Source organism: Saccharothrix sp., assembly GCF_031180885.1.
In the GTDB taxonomy this organism is placed as follows: Bacteria; Actinomycetota; Actinomycetes; order Mycobacteriales; family Pseudonocardiaceae; genus Actinosynnema.
The window spans coordinates 201,792-218,430 of sequence record NZ_JAPSLK010000002.1 but is presented as its reverse complement, the minus strand read 5'-3'; the positions used below and the strand labels follow the sequence as shown (position 1 = coordinate 218,430).

Sequence of the window (16,639 nt, the reverse complement as noted above, 5' to 3'; positions counted from 1 at the left end):
TGCGGCACTCCTGTCAGGACTTCGAGCGGATCAGCTCGGTCAGGGGGTGGTCGGCGCCGAACTCGTCGACGGCGAGGTCCAGCGGCGTCTTGCCGTCGTGGCCGACGATGTCCAGGCGGGCGCCGGCCTCGATGACGATCCGCGAGCACTCCTCGTAGCCGTGCCACAGGGCGTCGTGCAGCGGGGTGTAGCCGTTGGTGGCGCCCTGGAAGTCCAGGTCCACGCCGGGCCACCGGGCGATCAGGCGGGTCAGCTCGACGTGCCCGTTGTAGACCGCCTTGTGCAGCGGCACCGCGCCGAACGTCGGCTCGGTCGCGTTGACGTCCGCGCCCGCCTCCAGCAGCAGCCGCGCGATCTCGGTGTGCCCGTCGCGGGCGGCCACCAGCAGCGGGGTGTGGGCGTCGTTGAACCCGTTGACGATCGGGAACTTCTCGTCCACCGGCGCGCCGTCGCCGATGAGCTTGCGCACGCCCTCGACGTCGCCCTGGGTCACCGCGGCCATCAGCAGCTGGTCGGCGGCGCGGCGCTCGTCGGCGGCCTGGCGCTCCTGGATGTACTGGTGGGCCAGCAGGATCTTGTCCTTGCCCATGGTGTTGACGTTCAGCTCGTACTCGAAGTGCTGCTGGAGCGAGAACCCGTAGTGCGTGCCCAGGTTCAGCGACGCGCCCCGGTCCAGCAGGTACTTGGCGATCTCGGGGCGCTTGAACCACACCGCGTCCATCAACGGGGTGTGGCCGGTGTTGGGCGTGACGGCGTCGACGAACGCCCCCGCCTCCACCAGCGCCCGCACGACGTCCAGGTCGCCGCCCTGGCACGCCTTGTGCAGCGCGGTCGCGCCGCCGCCGCTGTCGACGTCGAACACGTCCGCGCCCGCTGCGATCAGCAGCCGGGTCAGCTCGGCGTCCGCGCGGCCGGCCGCGATCAGCAACGGGGTCAGCCCGCTGCGCCCGTCGCGGTGGTTGACGTCCGCGCCGAACCGCAGCAGTTCCGCCACGGTCTCGCGGTCGCCCGCCCAGCACGCCGCGACCAGCCGCTCCTCGCGGTCGGCGTTGAACGCGGCCACCTCGCCGTTGGGGTCGAAGTAGACCTTCCACGACACGATCCGGCCGCTGTCGTCGACGACGAGCTTGTGCACGTCCTCGATCTCGAACTCCTGCCGCGTGCGGGTGTGCGCGGCCCGGGTGTAGATCACCGCGTACGCCGTGTCGCCCTCGGCGCGCAGGTCGCGCAGCGCGTAGTCGAGCACCTCGGTGGTCTCGCCGCGCACCTTGAACGCCCGGCGCACGGCGGGCAGCCCCACGTGGCGGCCCAGGTAGGGGATGACCTCGTTCCACCGGTCCACCGGCAGCTCGAAGTCGATGGTGTGGGACAGCGCCGACAGCGCCGCGTCCAGGTCGCCCCGCTCCAGGTCGGTGAAGTACTTCTCCACCACCCGGCGGGTTCGCTCACTGCTCATCGCAGGTCCTCACTGCTCGGGATTGTTTCGCCGTGCCGGGTGAAAAGGGTTCGGCCGGGCGCGCATTCAGTAGTTCACCCCGGCGACGCCTTCGACAAGCGGGGGCGGAGGCCGGGCGGGGACTGCGTGAGGTCATCCGCACAGCTCACGAAGTGCCTTCCGGGGCAACGACTTTCCTTGTGGCCGGCGCCGGGCGCCGCCGAGAGTTGCCCTCACAGCTCGCCAGAAGAAGTCCACCCACCACAGGAGTGTGTTGACCGTGACCGCGGAGGGCACCAATTCCCGGACCGTCCGGGAGGACGCGCTGGAAGTATTCCGGCAACTCGGCCTGACGACCGTTTTCAGCAATCCCAGCCACACCGAGATGAAGCTGTTCGAGACGTGGCCGGACGACTTCCGCTTCATCATGGGCCTGCAGGAGGCCGCGGTCGTCGGCATGGCCGACGGCTACGCCCAGGCCACCGGCGAGCCGTCCCTGGTCGTCATCAACGGCGGCCCCGGCACCGGCAACGCCATGGGCTCCATCTACACCGCCGCCAGCGCCCACACCCCGATGGTCATCATCGGCGGTCTCCAGGCCCGCAAGCTCCAGCAGGGCGCGCCGTTCCTCAACGCGCCCAACGCCACCCAGCTCCCGCAGCCCTACATCAAGTGGGCGGCGGAGGCGGCCCGGCCGCAGGACGTGCCCGCGCTGATCGAGAAGGCCTACCACATCGCCAAGCAGGCGCCCCAGGGCCCGGTGTACGTGGGCGTGCCCGAGGACGACTGGATCCGGCCCGCCAACCCCACGCCGCACAAGGTCCGCGTCGTGCGGCCCGCCGTCGTGCCCGACCCGCAGGTGCTGGCCGACGTCGCCGACGCGCTCAACTCCGCCACCAACCCGGCGATCGTCGCCGGTCCGGGCGTGGAGATCGGCGGCGCCCGGCGCGACCTGATCAAGATGGCCGAGCGGCTCAACGCCCGCGTCTACGGCAGCCCGGTGTGGCCGCGCGGCGCGTTCCCGGAGAACCACCCGCTGTTCGGCGGCGTCCTGGCCCCGCTGCCCGAGCTGATCAACGCCCGCCTCGGCGAGCACGACGTGGTGATCGTGCTGGGCAGCCCGACGTTCACCCTGTTCACCACGGCCGACCTGTTCTCCCAGGCGCCCGCGCCGCTGGACGGCAGCGACTCGCCCAAGCTGCCCGAGGGCACCCGGTTCATCCACGTCACCGACGACCCGGAGGCCGCCGCCTGGTCCATGGCGGGCACCGCCTACGTCACGCCGCCCGACGCGTTCGTGCGCCGGATCGTGGCCCTGCTGCCGCAGCGCCCGCGGGTGCCGCTGCCGGAGCTGCGCGAGCCGATCCCCACGCCCGAGGCGTCCACGCCGATCACCGAGCCCTACCTGTTCCACCTGCTGTCGCAGGAACTCCCGTCCACCGCGCAGGTGTTCGAGGAGCTGCCCATCGGCCGCGCCCCGTTCCACGAGCAGATCCCGCTGGGCCCGGACAACGGCTACTACGCCACCGCGTCCGGCGCGCTGGGCTTCCCGTTCGCGGGCGCGGTCGGCTACGCCGTGGCCCGGCCCGACCAGCGGGTCGTCGTCGTGGTCGGCGAGGGTTCGGCGCAGTACACCATCCAGGCGCTGTGGACGGCGGGGAAGTACAACCTGCCGGTCACGTTCGTGATCCCCAACAACGCCGGGTACCTGTCGCTGAAGTACTACCTCGACGACACCAGCCAGAAGAAGTGGCAGGAGGGCTGGGACCTCAGCGGCGTCGACATGGCGGGCCTGGCCCGCGGCTACGGCATCGCGGGCGAGCGGATCGAGACGCCCGGGCAGCTGCGGGCCTCGCTGCGGCGCGCGCTGTCCGCCGACGGCCCGGTCCTGCTCGACGTCGTCGTGTCCGACCCCGGCCTGTTCCGGCTGTAGCCACCGCCGCAGCCACCGCTGTCAGAGCACCAGGAGGAGTCCATGGAGGTCGTCCTCAAGGACAACCTGCCCACCGTCCGCATCGACGGCGAGGTCGCCGCGCACATCTTCGACGGCGGCGCCCACGGCACCACGTCGTCCGCGTTCATCGTGGACGTCAAGCCCGGCAAGGGCCCGATGCGGCACAGCCACCCGTACGACGAGATCTTCTTCGTCATCGAGGGCCGGGTGCGCGTGGAGGCCGCCGGGCAGGTCCGCGACGCCGGGCCCGAGGAGATCGTGATCGTCCGCCAGGGCGTGCCGCACGCGTTCACCAACCTCGGCCCGGGCAACGCGCGGATGGTCAACGTGCACGCCACCGCCCAGGTGGTCACCGAATTCGCGCCCGACCACGCCGCCGACCCGTCGTACCAGTACGGGCACACCAGCTGAGCCCACCGGGCCCGCGCCCGAGCGTGTCCGCGAAGCCCTCACCGCGTTTCCCGCCGGGAAACGCACGAGTGGGGGCTTCGTGCTATCCGCTCCCTTTTCGTTGTCGCCGCAAATCGGCGGCTCGTCGTCCGGGAATCCGCCACCCGGACGACGGCTAGACTGGTCCGCGGGGAAACTGGGGGAGGAATGGTCGTGAGGTCGAACAATGTCCGCCGGGGCGAGTTGGGGCGCTTTTTGCGCAGCCGGCGGGAACGCTGCAACCCGATCGAGTCGGGTTTTCCGCGGGGGCCGCGCCGCCGGTCGCAGGGACTGCGCCGGGAGGAGGTCGCCATGCTCGCCGGGGTGAGCCCCACCTGGTACACCTACCTGGAGCAGGGGCGCGACATCCGGCCGTCGCCCGAGGTCGTGGACAGCCTCGCGCGCGTGCTGTGCCTGAGCGAGGACGAGCGCCGCTACGTGCACGCGCTGGCGTTCGGCCACGTGGTCCGGCCGCAGCCGCTCGACGGCGAGATCTCCGGCGCGGAGCTGCTCAAACGCCTGGTCGCGGCGGCCGAGGACGACCCGTACCCGGTGCTCGCGGTGGACCCGTACGGCGACCTGCTGGGGTGGAACCCGGCCGCGGTGCGCTGGTACGACGACTGGGACCGGCTGCCCGCGGAGGAGCGCAACCTCCTCCGCTGGCTGCTCACCGCGCCCGCGGCCCGGGAGCGCCTGGTGGACTGGGCCGAGGAGGCGCGCGACGCGGTCGCGGTGTGGCGGGCGGGTGCGGCGCGGTGCCAGGACACCGGTGAGATCGGCCGGCGGGTGCGGGAACTGGGTCGGCTGAGCGCCGAATTCCGCCTGTGGTGGGATGAGCAGATCGTCCGCGAACGCCGTTCCCGCGCGCTGCGGTTCCGCCATCCGGAACTCGGTGTCCGCGAATTGCGGGTGGTGCCCTTGGAGTCGCCGGAGTTCGCCCCCACGGCGGTGCTCGTGCACCTGCCCGCCTGAGCCGGCTCGGCGCCGGATGGAGCGCCGACTCGAGCGCTGACTCGCGCGTCGACTTGACGAAGTACGCGCCGGACGGGCCCGTCATCGGGATATGTGATTCGTAAATCACCGAAGCTCGCACCCGACGCGTGGATTATTAATGCCGGCGTCACGGGAAGTGGCTAGCGTCTTCGGGTGATCGCGGCCCACCACGCGTGCGCCACGAGTATTTGGGGGGAGAGCCGATGCCTGTGACCGCCGCCACAAGCCGCGCTCGAGGTTCATATGGCACCGAAGCAACCGGTCCGGTTCGGGCGGACCGCGCGCTTTGTTTCCGTTTCCGATGTAACCAACTTTCATGTTCCGTCGTGTCGGACGTGTCACGCGATCCGTGGTAGTCCGCTCGACTTAACGGGGAACATCGAACGGATCAGTACCGGAACCGGTCTGTCCGCCTCGCCACGCTGGAACCGGGAATACCAGCACTGAAAGCGTTCTGGACAGCCGATCCGAGGCTTGAAAATCTGTGCGCGTCACTGGTCGCTGGGGGACAGGGACGATGGGGGCTGGGGGAAATCGCCGGTGCGCCCGCTCGCGGGCGGCGGCCACGGGGTCGTCGCCGACCACGCGGGCGGTTCGCGCCGGCGCGCACGACGTGGGGACGTCTGCGTTGCCGTACCTCCTTCGGAAATGTGTTGTGCCTTGCCCTGACGAAGTGTCAAGACGAACCCCGCGAGGTCCGTGCCTCGTGGTGATCCGAAATGCTGGAGGGACAACCGTGCATCGGTTCCACGCGGTATCAGCCGGGGCTGATCCGTCTGATTTATCCACGCTGTCCGAGTTCTGCGAAGAGCTGTTCACGACCCTGGGGAGGTCCGACCAGCGCCGCTGGGCCGAGGCCTACGTCCGCGGGCTGCTCGTCGTGCCGGGGCGCAAGTCCATCCGGCGCATCTCGGAACTCGTGGTCGGCCGGGACGCCGACCAGTCGTTGCAGCAGTTCGTGAACCAGAGCCCGTGGGCGTGGGAGCCGGTGCGCCGGCGCCTGGCCGAGCGCATCGGCCAGGCCATGCGCCCGCGGGCCTGGGTGGTGCGGGAAGCGGTGTTCCCGAAGAACGGGGACAACTCGGTGGGCGTCGCGCGGCAGTACGCGCCCACCGCCGGCCGGATGCTCAACTGCCAGCGGGCGGTGGGCGTGTTCCTGGCCGGGGACGAGGGCGCGGGCGCGGTCGACTGGCGGCTGGTCATGCCCAAGTCCTGGGACCACGACGCCGACCGGCGCGCCAAGACGCGGGTGCCGGAGGACGAGCGGTCGCGTCCGGTGTGGCAGTACCTGCTCGACGCGTTCGACGAGATGACGGGCAACTGGGGGTTGCCCGCGGCGCCCGTCGTCGTGGACCTGAGCAGTGACCCCGGCGTGTTCCCGTTGCTAAGCGGGCTGGAGGAGCGCGGCATGCGCTACCTCGCGCAGGTGTCCACCGCGATGCCCCTGCTCCCGGTGAATCTCGTCGGCGGGCCTGGGGCGGTCGGGTCGCGGAACCAGCCCCGGACGGTCGGGCAGCTGGTGGCGGCCGCGGCGCGTCGCGGTCGCAGCACGCTGTCCTGGCGGGACGAGCGGACCGGCGCGGTGTCGACGTCGGACTTCGTCGTGGCGACCCTGCCCGGGCACGCCGCGATGGGCGACGGCCGACCGGGTCGGCTGCCGTGGCTGCGGCACGTGCTGGCCGAGTGGCCGGTCGGGCAGGTGCGGCCGTCCGCGGTGTGGCTGACCAACCTGGGTGCCGCCGGCATCCGCGAGATGGTGAGCCTGCTGCGGGCCGCCGGGCACGCGGACACCGAGGTCGCGCGGCTGGCCGAGGAGTTCGGGCTGCGGCACTTCGAGGGCAGGTCGTTCCCCGGCTGGCACCACCACGTGACGCTGGTGTCGGCGGCGCACGGGTTCCGGCTCCTGCAGGAGCTGGAGCGGGCGGGCTACCCCGAGGAACGGCTGCTGCGCCCCTACGCGTGAGCGCTTGCGGCTCACGGGGTGAGCGCTTGCGGCCGGTGGGGGAGCGCTTGCGGCCCGCGGGGGAGCGCTTGCCGCTCGCGTGGGTGAGCGCTTGCGTGCCCCTGGTCGCGGTCAGCGCGGAGGAAGTGGACCAGCGTCGTTCCACTTCCGGGGCGGGCGGAGTGCTAGGTTGGGACGTTAGGGAAGGGTCCCGAACAAGTCGTCGAGCCGGGACCCGAACACGTCGTCGACCGGAGGCCGCCGTGCGCCGACCCGCCGCGCAGACCCGCGAGCACGTGCTCAGCGTCAGCCACGACCTGTTCTACTGGCACGGCATCCGCGCGATCGGCGTGGACCGGGTCGCGGCCGAGGCCGGCGTCGCGCCGACCACCCTCTACCGGCTGTTCCGCTCCAAGGACGACCTCGTCGCCGCGTACGTGGAACGCGCGGACCAGCAGTACCGCGAGTGGTTCACCGAGGCCACCAAGCCCGACGGGCGCGACGCGCGCTCGCGCATCCTGGCCGCGTTCGACGAGCTGGTGGTCCAGGTGCAGCCGGACAAGTGCCGGGGCTGCCCGTTCCTGATGGCGCTGGCCGAGTTCCCGGACCCGGAGCTGCCCGCGCACCGCAACGCGGTGGCGACCAAGGCGTGGATGCGGACGCGGTTCGCCGAGTTGGCGCAGGAGCTGGGGGTGGCCGACCCGGAGGTGGTCGCGGACCAGCTTTCCTTGGTGATGGAAGGTGTTTACGCGTCGGTGCAGGCGTTGGGGGCGGACGGTCCGGCGCGCCAGGCGCGGAAGCTGGTCGAACACATCCTGCCGTGAATTCGGGTTTTCACTGCGCGGAGTCCACGGAGTGCGTTCTCCCGGATTGACGCCGATGATCGGCGGGGACATCCTTGGTGGCACACCTGATTCACCAGCAGGGGGTTACCTAATGGAATTGGTCAATGGCCCCGCCACGCCCAACGGGCTGCTGTCGGAAACCGCCGCGGTGGTGACCGCACCGGTTTCCGACGCCGTCGACCTGGAGCGCATGATCGCCCGCGGTCTGCCCGGTGACCTGCACCGGAGGCTCGACGCGCTGGTCGGCGAGTGGACCGTGGACAAGAAGACCTACATCGCCCTGGGCACGTTGCACACCCCCAAGATCTGGGTCGCGAAATCGGTCTGGAAGTGGCTGGACGACACCGGTGGGCGGTTCATCAGGGAAGAGCTGACCGGCGAACTGGCGGGTGGCCCGTACTACCGGCTGGGCATTCTCGGGTATTCCGGGATGGACGACCGGTACGAGTGGAACACGCTGGACAACCTGGTCAGCACGATGATGACGTACAAGGGTGAGGAGGGCACCGGTGGGGAGGAGGTGATCTCCATCGGCGGCGTGTTCACCGACCCCGGTGTGCTCGGCGAGTCGTACGTCGGGAAGAAGATCCCGATGCGGACGGTGTTCACGTTCCGGTCGGCGGACGAGGTGGTGGTCGAGATCAAGTTCACCCCGCCCGGCGAGCCGGAGCGCATCGCGGATCAGGGCGTCTACCACCGCGTGCGCGGCTGACGCGGCGGTTGGGCGGTGGCTCGGGCGGGCTCGCCGGTGCCGTGTGCCGGCGAGCCCGCCTGTGGTTCGGAGGCCTGGTGCCGGCGAGCCCGCCCGGGGTTCGGTGAGGTGGCGAGCCCGCTCGGGTTCGGTGTGTGGTGCGGCCCGGTGGGCTGCTCAGGGTTCGCTGGGGTGGGGTGCGGGTAGCCCTGTCCAGTGAGGTAGGGCACAGGACGGTCCTACTTCCGATAGATGGATGTCCTAGTAATCTGGACGGTACTTCCGCGATGCCGAAGGAGCCGTCGTGACCGCCGATCGCACGCTGCACAAGCCCCAGCACCCGGTGCGCTTCGTGACCGCCGCCAGCCTCTTCGACGGCCACGACGCGGCGATCAACATCATGCGGCGCATCCTCCAGTCGCAGGGCGCCGAGGTCATCCACCTCGGCCACAACCGCTCGGTGCGCGAGGTCGTCGCGGCGGCGGTGCAGGAGGACGTGCAGGGCATCGCGATCAGCGCCTACCAGGGCGGGCACGTCGAGTACTTCACCTACCTGGTGGAGCTGCTGCGCGAGCGCGGCGCCGAGCACATCAAGGTCTACGGCGGCGGTGGCGGCGTCATCGTCCCCGAGGAGATCGCCCTGCTGCACGAACGCGGCGTGGCGCGGATCTTCTCCCCCGAGGACGGCCAGCAGCTCGGGCTCGCCCGCATGATCAACACCATGGTCGAGGCGTGCGACGAGGACCTCGCCGAGCGCGCCCCGTCGTCGTGGGACGGGCTCTTCGCGGGTTCGGAGGACGTCCTGGCCCGTGCCATCACGTTGATCGAGGCCGGGAAGCTGCCCGAGGACGTGCGCGCCCGCATCGAGCAGGCCGCGCGGCCGGTGCCGGTCCTGGGCATCACCGGCACCGGTGGTTCCGGCAAGTCGTCGCTGACCGACGAGTTGGTCCGCCGCTTCCGGCTGGACCAGGAGGACAAGCTCCGCATCGCCGTGCTGGCCATCGACCCGACCCGGCGGCGGGGCGGCGGCGCGCTGCTGGGCGACCGGATCCGGATGAACTGCCTCGACGGCGACCGGGTCTACTTCCGCTCGCTGGCCACCCGCCGCGCGGGCTCGGAGGTGCCCGACGGGCTGTCCGACGCGATCCTGGCGTGCAAGGCCGCCGGGTTCGACCTGGTCGTCGTGGAGACGCCGGGCATCGGGCAGGGCGACGCGGCGATCGTGCCGTTCGTGGACTTCTCGCTGTACGTGATGACGCCCGAGTTCGGCGCCGCGTCGCAGCTGGAGAAGATCGACATGTTGGACTTCGCCGACGCGGTGGCGATCAACAAGTTCGAGCGCCGGGGCGCCGAGGACGCGCGGCGGGACGTGGCGCGGCAGTTGGTGCGCAACCGGGAGGCGTTCGGCAAGTCGTGGGAGGACATGCCGGTCTTCGGCACGAGCGCGGCTACTTTCAACGATGACGGTGTGACGGCGTTGTACCAGCACCTGCGTGGCGAGTTGGCCGAGCGGGGGTTGGAGGTTTCGCCGGGGGCGTTGTCGCCGGTGTCGGGGAAGGTGTCGACGTCGGCGGCTACGGTGGTGCCGGCCAACCGGGCGCGGTACTTGGCGGAGATCGCCGAGACTGTGCGCGGGTACCACCGGGCGACCGAGACGCATGTGGATGCGGTGCGGCGGGTTGCGCACCTCAAGGCTGCGCGGGATGAGTTGGCTCGGGTTGACGCCGACACCGCTGCGATCGACCAGCTGGTGGAGTCCGCTCAACAGCATGTCGACGGGTTGTCGGCGGAGTTGCTGGCGGCGTGGCCGAAGGTCGTCGAGGACTACACCGGTGACGAGCTGGTGGTTCGGGTGCGGGACAAGGAGATCCACACCCAGCTGGTGCGGGAGACGTTGTCGGGGAACAAGGTTCCTCGGGTCGCGTTGCCGCGTTTTGATGATGATGGCACGTTGCTGCGGTTCCTGCGCAAGGAGAACCTGCCCGGGTACTTCCCCTACACGGCAGGTGTTTTCCCGTTCAAGCGGGACGGTGAGGACCCGGCGCGGATGTTCGCCGGCGAAGGTGACGCGTTCCGGACCAACCGGCGGTTCAAGTACCTGTCGCAGGGGTCGGCGGCGACCCGGCTGTCCACGGCGTTCGACTCGGTGACGCTGTACGGGCGCGACCCGGACACCCCGCCGGACATCTACGGCAAGATCGGCACGTCCGGCGTGTCCATCGCGACGCTGGACGACATGAAGGCCCTCTACGACGGCTTCGACCTGACGGCGCCCACTACGTCGGTGTCGATGACCATCAACGGGCCGGCGCCGACGATCCTGGCGTTCTTCCTCAACACGGTGATCGACCAGACGCTGGACAAGTTCCGGGCCGAGCACGGGCGTGAGCCGTCGGCGGAAGAGGCTGACCGGTTGCGGGCGTGGGCGTTGGCCAACGTGCGGGGGACCGTGCAGGCCGACATCCTCAAGGAGGACCAGGGGCAGAACACCTGCATCTTCTCCACCGAGTTCTCGCTGCGGATGATGGCCGACATCCAGGAGTGGTTCATCCGGAACCGGGTGCGGAACTTCTACTCGGTGTCGATCTCCGGGTACCACATCGCCGAGGCCGGGGCCAACCCCATCAGCCAGTTGGCGTTCACGTTGGCCAACGGGTTCACGTACGTCGAGTCGTACCTGGCGCGTGGGATGGACGTGGACGATTTTGCGCCGAATTTGAGCTTCTTCTTTTCCAATGGGATGGACGCCGAGTACAGCGTGATCGGTCGGGTGGCTCGGCGGATCTGGGCTGTGGCGATGCGGGAGCGGTACGGGGCGAACGAGCGGTCGCAGAAGTTCAAGTACCACGTGCAGACGTCGGGCCGCTCCTTGCACGCGCAGGAGATGGACTTCAACGACATCCGGACGACGTTGCAGGCGCTGTGCGCGTTGTACGACAACTGCAACTCGTTGCACACCAACGCTTACGACGAGGCGATCACCACGCCGACCGAGGCGTCGGTGCGGCGGGCGATGGCCATCCAGTTGATCATCAACAAGGAGTGGGGCCTGTCGATGAACGAGAACCCGTTGCAGGGTTCGTTCGTCATCGACGAGCTGACCGACCTGGTCGAAGAGGCCGTGCTGATGGAGTTCGACCGGCTGTCCGAGCGCGGCGGCGTGCTGGGCGCGATGGAGACGGGCTACCAGCGGGGCCGGATCCAGGACGAGTCGATGCTCTACGAGCAGCGCAAGCACGACGGGTCGCTGCCGTTGATCGGCGTGAACACGTTCCTGCCGGAGGACGGCTCGCGTGAGCACGTGACCATCGAACTGGCCCGGGCGACCGAGGACGAGAAGCGGTCGCAGGTCGAGCGGACGCGGGCGTTCGCGGCGAACCACGCGGCGGAGGCGGAGCCCGCGTTGCGGCGGCTGAAGGAGGCGGCGCAGACGGGGGAGAACGTTTTCGAGGTCCTGATGGACGCCGCCCGGGTGTGCACGCTGGGACAGGTGACGGAAGCGTTCTTCGAGGTTGGCGGCCAGTACCGGCGCAACGTTTAAAGCGCTTCGAGAAACGCGCTGCGCGCTCTCAAGCCTCACGTGCCGGCGCTTTCAAGATCAAAAGCGGCGCTCGCCGCGCGGCAGGCCCCCGAGGCCCTTCCTGTGGCTGATAGCCCATAGGCGCCGCTGGCGCGGTGAAAAGCGGGTTGGTGCGCGGCTGGGGGTGCGCGTGGCTAGGTTGGGACGCGGGGGAGTTCCAGGCGGGTCAGGGGGCCGGCTGGGGTGGCGGTTGCGTGGTCAGGGGGTGGTGAAGCCTCGGGGAAGGTCGTTGTCATCGTCTGGCTCGGCTTGAGGCTCGGGGGATGAGGCGGGTGGGGAGCACGGCCGGGGGTGGGGTCTGTCCGTTGTGGACCATGGTGAGGATGGCGTGGGCTGCGGCGGCTCCGATGCCGGCCTTGTCCTGGGCGAGGGTGGTCAGGGGTGGGTCGACGAGAGCTGCTAGTTCGATGTCGTCGAAGCCGACCAGGGCCACGTCGTCGGGGACGCGGAGGCCGGCGTGGCGGGCCGCTAGGAGTGCGCCAACTGCCATTTCGTCGCTGGCGCAGAAGACGGCGGTTGGTGGGGACGGCAGGGCGATCAGGCGGCGCATGGCGTCTTGGCCGCTGCCTCGGTGGAAGTCGCCGGTGACCACGTGGTCGTCTGGGACGTCCAGGCCGGCCTCGGCCATGGCGGTGCGGAAGCCCGCTAGTCGGTCGGCGGCGGGGGAGTTGGCGGGTGGGCCGGTGATGGTGGCGATCCGGCGGTGTCCGGCCTCGACCAGGTGACGGACCGCCTCGCGCGCGCCGCCGACGTTGTCCGAGGTGACGTACGTGGCGCGGTCGCCGGAGACCACGACGTCCACGGCCACGCAGGGCAGGCCGGATTGGGCGAACGCGGTGAACGCCGGGCCGTCCTTGCCGCTGTCGATCAGCACCAGGCCGCCCAGGTGGTGCCGGCGGGTCATGTTCACGTACGCCACCGGGTCCGCGAGGGACGCGCCGACCGCGCGCAGGGCGGCCGAACCGCTGGTGGCGAGCATCAGCAGGTGGTAGCCGTGGGCGCTGAGGGCGGTTTTCAGGCCGATCAGCAGCTCTTGGAGGTACGGGTGCCGCCAGCCCGGGCGGCGGTGGTCGGTGTCCCACACCAGGCCGATCAGCCCGGACCTGCGGCTGGCCAGCGCGCGTGCCGACTCGTTGGGGCGGTAGTCCAGTTCGCGGGCCACGCGTTCGACGACCTCGCGCTTCTCCCGGCTGACCGTGAGCGGCCGGTTGAAGACGCGGGACACGGTCGCCACGGAGACACCGCACAGCTCGGCGATCTCGCGGATCGTGGTCATGGTTGCTGTAACCGCTTTCAGTGCTCCGGCAGGGTGTGCTGACCAGCGTGGACACTACTTGATTGATGACGGTGGACACCGTGGTGTTACCGCTGGAGAGTTGTCAACCGTGCTACCTCCGCACTACGCCCCCGGGCTTGGATCACGAGCCCTCGTGCAGCGCTTGAACGCCCTGACCAAGGCGAACGTGCCCGTCCGGTGTGATGTGGTTTTGGGGCTGCACGCCCCTGGTGCGGAGTCGTCGCGGGTGGCTGAAGTTGCGTATGCGCTGGCACGTCACTTGGTCGAGGGTGATGTGTCGTCCTTGCCCCGGTTCAACACCACGCCGTCGCCGTTGACCCGTGTCTACAACGCCGCCAGTCGTGGTCGTCTTGATGCCATGGGGGCGGACATGGGTGCGTTTCCACGGGATCTGGCGTCTTCGTTGTGGTGGCAGGTTGTGGACCGGGTCGAAGGGGACCTGACGGTTGAGGAACGCTCGGTTGCCGCAGACCTGTTGGTGCGGCTGGGGTATCAGGGGCGGGCGGCGCGGGTGCTGGGGGATCGGCCGGAGTTGCTGGTGAAGCGCCTGGCGGTGCGGTACTGGTCCGCGTCTTCGTCCGACGAGGTCGAGGCGACGGCGTTGAGGGAGGCTCGGGATCGTCGGCTCTCGGCCGAGACTCGGCACGCGTTGGCGTTGTTCGTGCTGGTCCGAAACGGGAGGCGGGGTACGGCGACTGCGGCATTCCGCGAAGCCGTTGTGGTGGCGGAGGAGACTGAGCCGTCCGAGCCTCTTCGTCGTCAGGCACATTTTCGGGCGTTGGCCTTTGTGCCCTACCTGGCAGGGGATCTGGACGGGACGTGGGCGCTGCTGGACCGGGCGGCGGAGTGCCAGAACGCGGCTGTGGCGAGGACGGAGTTGGAGCGGTTGGCCTGGGAGGATCATGCGTTTCCGCTGCACGAGACCATTGCGCGGACCCACCTGTTGACCGGTGCGGCGGACGAGGCGGCGGCGGAGACCGAGTACTTGGTCGGGCTGAGTCCCCATGATCACCGGACGTGGGCCATCCGTGGTGATGCGTTGGCGGCTGCGGGCCGGTTGGAGGAGGCCGTTGACGCCTATGGGGTTGGTGTGCGGTTGGGTGGGTTGCCGGCGGCGCGGGCTGCCTTTCAGCGTGGGTGGGTGCTGCGGCGGCTGGGACGGGAGGCGGAAGCCGTCGAGGACTTCCGCCTGTCCCAGCGTGTCGACCCGACCGCAGCGGCCGTCGCCGAGGCGTTGCGGGGTTAGGCGTGGGCGCGGGCGGTGGTGCGCAGGGCGACCGCTGCTCGGTCCAGGCTGCCCAGGATGCCGGGTGGCAGTTCGTGGTGGCGGTTGGTGACCTCCTGGAGCATCACCTGCATCGGCGCCGACTCCTCGGCCTCCGCCACCGCGAGGACCTTGAACGTCGTGCCGGGAGGGAACACCACGCGTTCCTGCACGACGCTGCCGAACGAGTCCACCACCTGCACCCGCCGCCCGGTCATCGACCAGATCACGAACTCCGTCCGCCCGTCGAACGGCACCGACGGCCCGGCGACCGTGCTCAGCAGGCCGTGCTCGACCAGCAGGTCACCGGTCCGGTAGCGGCGGGCGTCACCCCAGCACACGGTGACGCCCTGGTACAGGGGCAGTCGACGCAGACCCGACACGACACCGGCCGCGTACGGCCACAGGCGACCCAGCCTGCCGGTGCGCAGGGCCTCGACCATGATCTCCTCGTCCTGCTGGAGGCACGCCGAGACCGCCGCCAGGTCCGTCACCACGGCCTCGAAGGCCTCCGGGTCCTCGGGGCGCACCTCTATGTGCCGACAGGCCACGGCGGCGTGCGCGGCGTAGCGCTCACCCAGCATGCGGCGGAGGGCGTCGCGTTCGGCCTCGGTGCTGTGGTGGTCGGTCGGGACGAACTCCTCGCCCTCGCGTTCGCCCCAGACGGGGGCGGGGGAGAGCGGGAGGGGGCCGTCGAGGCTTATCGGGATGGGGTCGTCGGCCGGTGGCTCCTCGACGGGGGGTGGGGACAGGCGTTCGCGGGCGGGCGGGACGTGGGCGGGTGGGACGTGGGCGACCGGTTCCGGCGCGACCGGCTGCGGGACGGCAGGCTGTGCGACGACCGGCTCGGGGAGGGGCGGCTCGGGCGGCTCCAGCAGTTCCGGGACCTCGGGGTCGAGCACCTCGGGCTCGGCCATCGGGGGCTGGGGCGGGGGAGTGGGGTCGCAGAAGACGACCTTCAGGAGGCGGCGGACCTCGGGTTCAAGGCGTTCGACGAGGGAGGCACCGGCCACCGCGACCGCGCCGGCCGTTGTCTTGCCCGGTGAGCCCACGGTCAGGCGGGCCCACTCCGGGTCGACCGGCAGGGCGCGCACCTCGGGGCCGTTGTCCTCCGCGTCGCGCACCCACAGGCCCGAGGGCACGACCTCCAGCACCACCCCGCCGCCCAGGTCGAACACGCCGGGACCGCGCTCCACCAGGCCGGGTACGGGCGTCCGGTAACCGGATACCGTCGGGCCGCCACCTGGGGTGTAAGACACCTCGGTCACGTACGGTCGCCACGTCTGCTGCCCGCGCGGGTTCACCGCGACCACCGCCGCGCCGTTGCGCAGGGCCGCGATCGGCAACCCCGCGTACAGGGCGATCGGCTCGCCCAGCTGGTCGGCCACCGCCTGTCCCTGGTGCTCGCCGCCGTACCAGACCAGGCGCACGCGCGACCGCGCCGCCGACGGCAGGCCGCCGAGCAGTCGGCACACCTCGTCCACCGGGATCGGGGGCTGGCCGGGGCCGCCGACGACGACGGTCAGGACGTTGTCCCGGCACGGCAGGGTGACCACGGCACGGGCATCCGGAGCGGCCGGGTCGAACGGGGCGCGTTGGGCGCGCAGCCACAGGCCCGCGGGGATCGGCTCGGAGACGCCCACCTCGCCGGTCGGCCACGGGGAGTTCGGGTCCACCGCCTCCCACTGCGGCACCGGGAACCGGCGGCCCATCGGCATCGGGGACCCGCCGGGCAGGAACCGCAGCCAGCACCCGTAGCCGCCGTTGCCCACGACGAACGCCGCGCCCGGCACGGTGGTCACCGCGCCGTCCGCCGCGACCACCTCGGCCTGCAACTGCTCGCACAGCCACTGGGCGGGCGCGGTCGGGCGCATGGTGCCGGCGTGCGAGGTCATCAGGCGGACCGGGCCGCGGCCCTTGAGCGCCGCCGCCACGGCCGGCCAGAACGCGGACTCGTCACCGGGCGGGAAGTCGACCACCACCACGGTCCGGCCGCGGTCCACCGGCAGGCTCCTGGCCAGCGCGGTCGCCGCCTGGCCGGCGCCCTGGGGCGGGCCGACGACCAGGGTGGCCCCCGCGAAGGACGCCGAGAACTGCGGCTGGGGTGCGGCGGGCGGCGCGGGTACCGGCTCGCGCTCGACCACGGGCTCGGCCGGTGTCGCCACCACGGGCTCGTTCGGCACGGAACGTCGGAACTTCACGGAGCCCG

The 16,639-nt window shown here is 70.7% G+C and carries 11 protein-coding genes; 8 read left to right on the top strand and 3 right to left on the bottom strand.

Annotation, left to right across the window (positions count from 1 at the left end; all coding sequences use genetic code 11):
- Positions 1-13: 13 nt before the first annotated feature.
- Positions 14-1,456 carry an ankyrin repeat domain-containing protein gene (locus RIN75_RS05215; RefSeq protein WP_309110612.1) on the bottom strand — a complete coding sequence of 481 codons (1,443 nt, stop codon included), beginning with the start codon at positions 1,454-1,456 and terminating at the stop codon, positions 14-16.
- Positions 1,457-1,715: 259 nt separating this feature from the next.
- Between RIN75_RS05215 and mdlC the strand changes: the two genes are divergently transcribed.
- From mdlC to icmF, 7 genes are all read left to right on the top strand, one after another.
- Positions 1,716-3,368, top strand: coding sequence for a benzoylformate decarboxylase (gene mdlC / locus RIN75_RS05210; protein WP_309110823.1), 1,653 nt, complete (start codon positions 1,716-1,718; stop codon positions 3,366-3,368).
- A gap of 42 nt (positions 3,369-3,410) precedes the next feature.
- A complete protein-coding gene (locus RIN75_RS05205) occupies positions 3,411-3,800 on the top strand; it encodes a cupin domain-containing protein (RefSeq protein ID WP_309110611.1) in 390 nt (129 codons plus the stop codon).
- A 186-nt stretch (positions 3,801-3,986) separates the two neighbouring features.
- Positions 3,987-4,790 (top strand): helix-turn-helix transcriptional regulator, encoded by an 804-nt coding sequence (locus tag RIN75_RS05200; protein ID WP_375295909.1) that lies wholly within the window; start codon positions 3,987-3,989, stop codon positions 4,788-4,790.
- Between the two features lie 757 nt (positions 4,791-5,547).
- Positions 5,548-6,774: a transposase gene (locus RIN75_RS05195; RefSeq protein WP_309110609.1), complete on the top strand. Its 1,227-nt coding sequence runs from the start codon at positions 5,548-5,550 to the stop codon at positions 6,772-6,774.
- A 242-nt stretch (positions 6,775-7,016) separates the two neighbouring features.
- The gene (locus tag RIN75_RS05190; RefSeq protein ID WP_309110608.1) at positions 7,017-7,577 is read left to right on the top strand and encodes a TetR/AcrR family transcriptional regulator; all 561 of its coding nucleotides are present in this window, start codon (positions 7,017-7,019) and stop codon (positions 7,575-7,577) included.
- Between the two features lie 112 nt (positions 7,578-7,689).
- The gene (locus RIN75_RS05185) at positions 7,690-8,310 is read left to right on the top strand and encodes a DUF1579 family protein (RefSeq protein ID WP_309110607.1); all 621 of its coding nucleotides are present in this window, start codon (positions 7,690-7,692) and stop codon (positions 8,308-8,310) included.
- 283 nt (positions 8,311-8,593) lie between these two features.
- Positions 8,594-11,830: a fused isobutyryl-CoA mutase/GTPase IcmF gene (icmF, locus tag RIN75_RS05180; RefSeq protein WP_309110606.1), complete on the top strand. Its 3,237-nt coding sequence runs from the start codon at positions 8,594-8,596 to the stop codon at positions 11,828-11,830.
- A gap of 271 nt (positions 11,831-12,101) precedes the next feature.
- On the opposite strand, the gene RIN75_RS05175 is transcribed toward icmF, so the two are convergent.
- The gene (locus tag RIN75_RS05175; RefSeq protein WP_309110605.1) at positions 12,102-13,145 is read right to left on the bottom strand and encodes a LacI family DNA-binding transcriptional regulator; all 1,044 of its coding nucleotides are present in this window, start codon (positions 13,143-13,145) and stop codon (positions 12,102-12,104) included.
- A gap of 439 nt (positions 13,146-13,584) precedes the next feature.
- Between RIN75_RS05175 and RIN75_RS05170 the strand changes: the two genes are divergently transcribed.
- Positions 13,585-14,412: a BTAD domain-containing putative transcriptional regulator gene (locus tag RIN75_RS05170; RefSeq protein ID WP_309110604.1), complete on the top strand. Its 828-nt coding sequence runs from the start codon at positions 13,585-13,587 to the stop codon at positions 14,410-14,412.
- Here the strand turns inward: RIN75_RS05170 and RIN75_RS05165 are convergent.
- The gene (locus tag RIN75_RS05165; protein WP_309110603.1) at positions 14,409-16,631 is read right to left on the bottom strand and encodes a hypothetical protein; all 2,223 of its coding nucleotides are present in this window, start codon (positions 16,629-16,631) and stop codon (positions 14,409-14,411) included. The genes RIN75_RS05170 and RIN75_RS05165 overlap by 4 nt on opposite strands.
- Positions 16,632-16,639 lie beyond the last annotated feature (8 nt).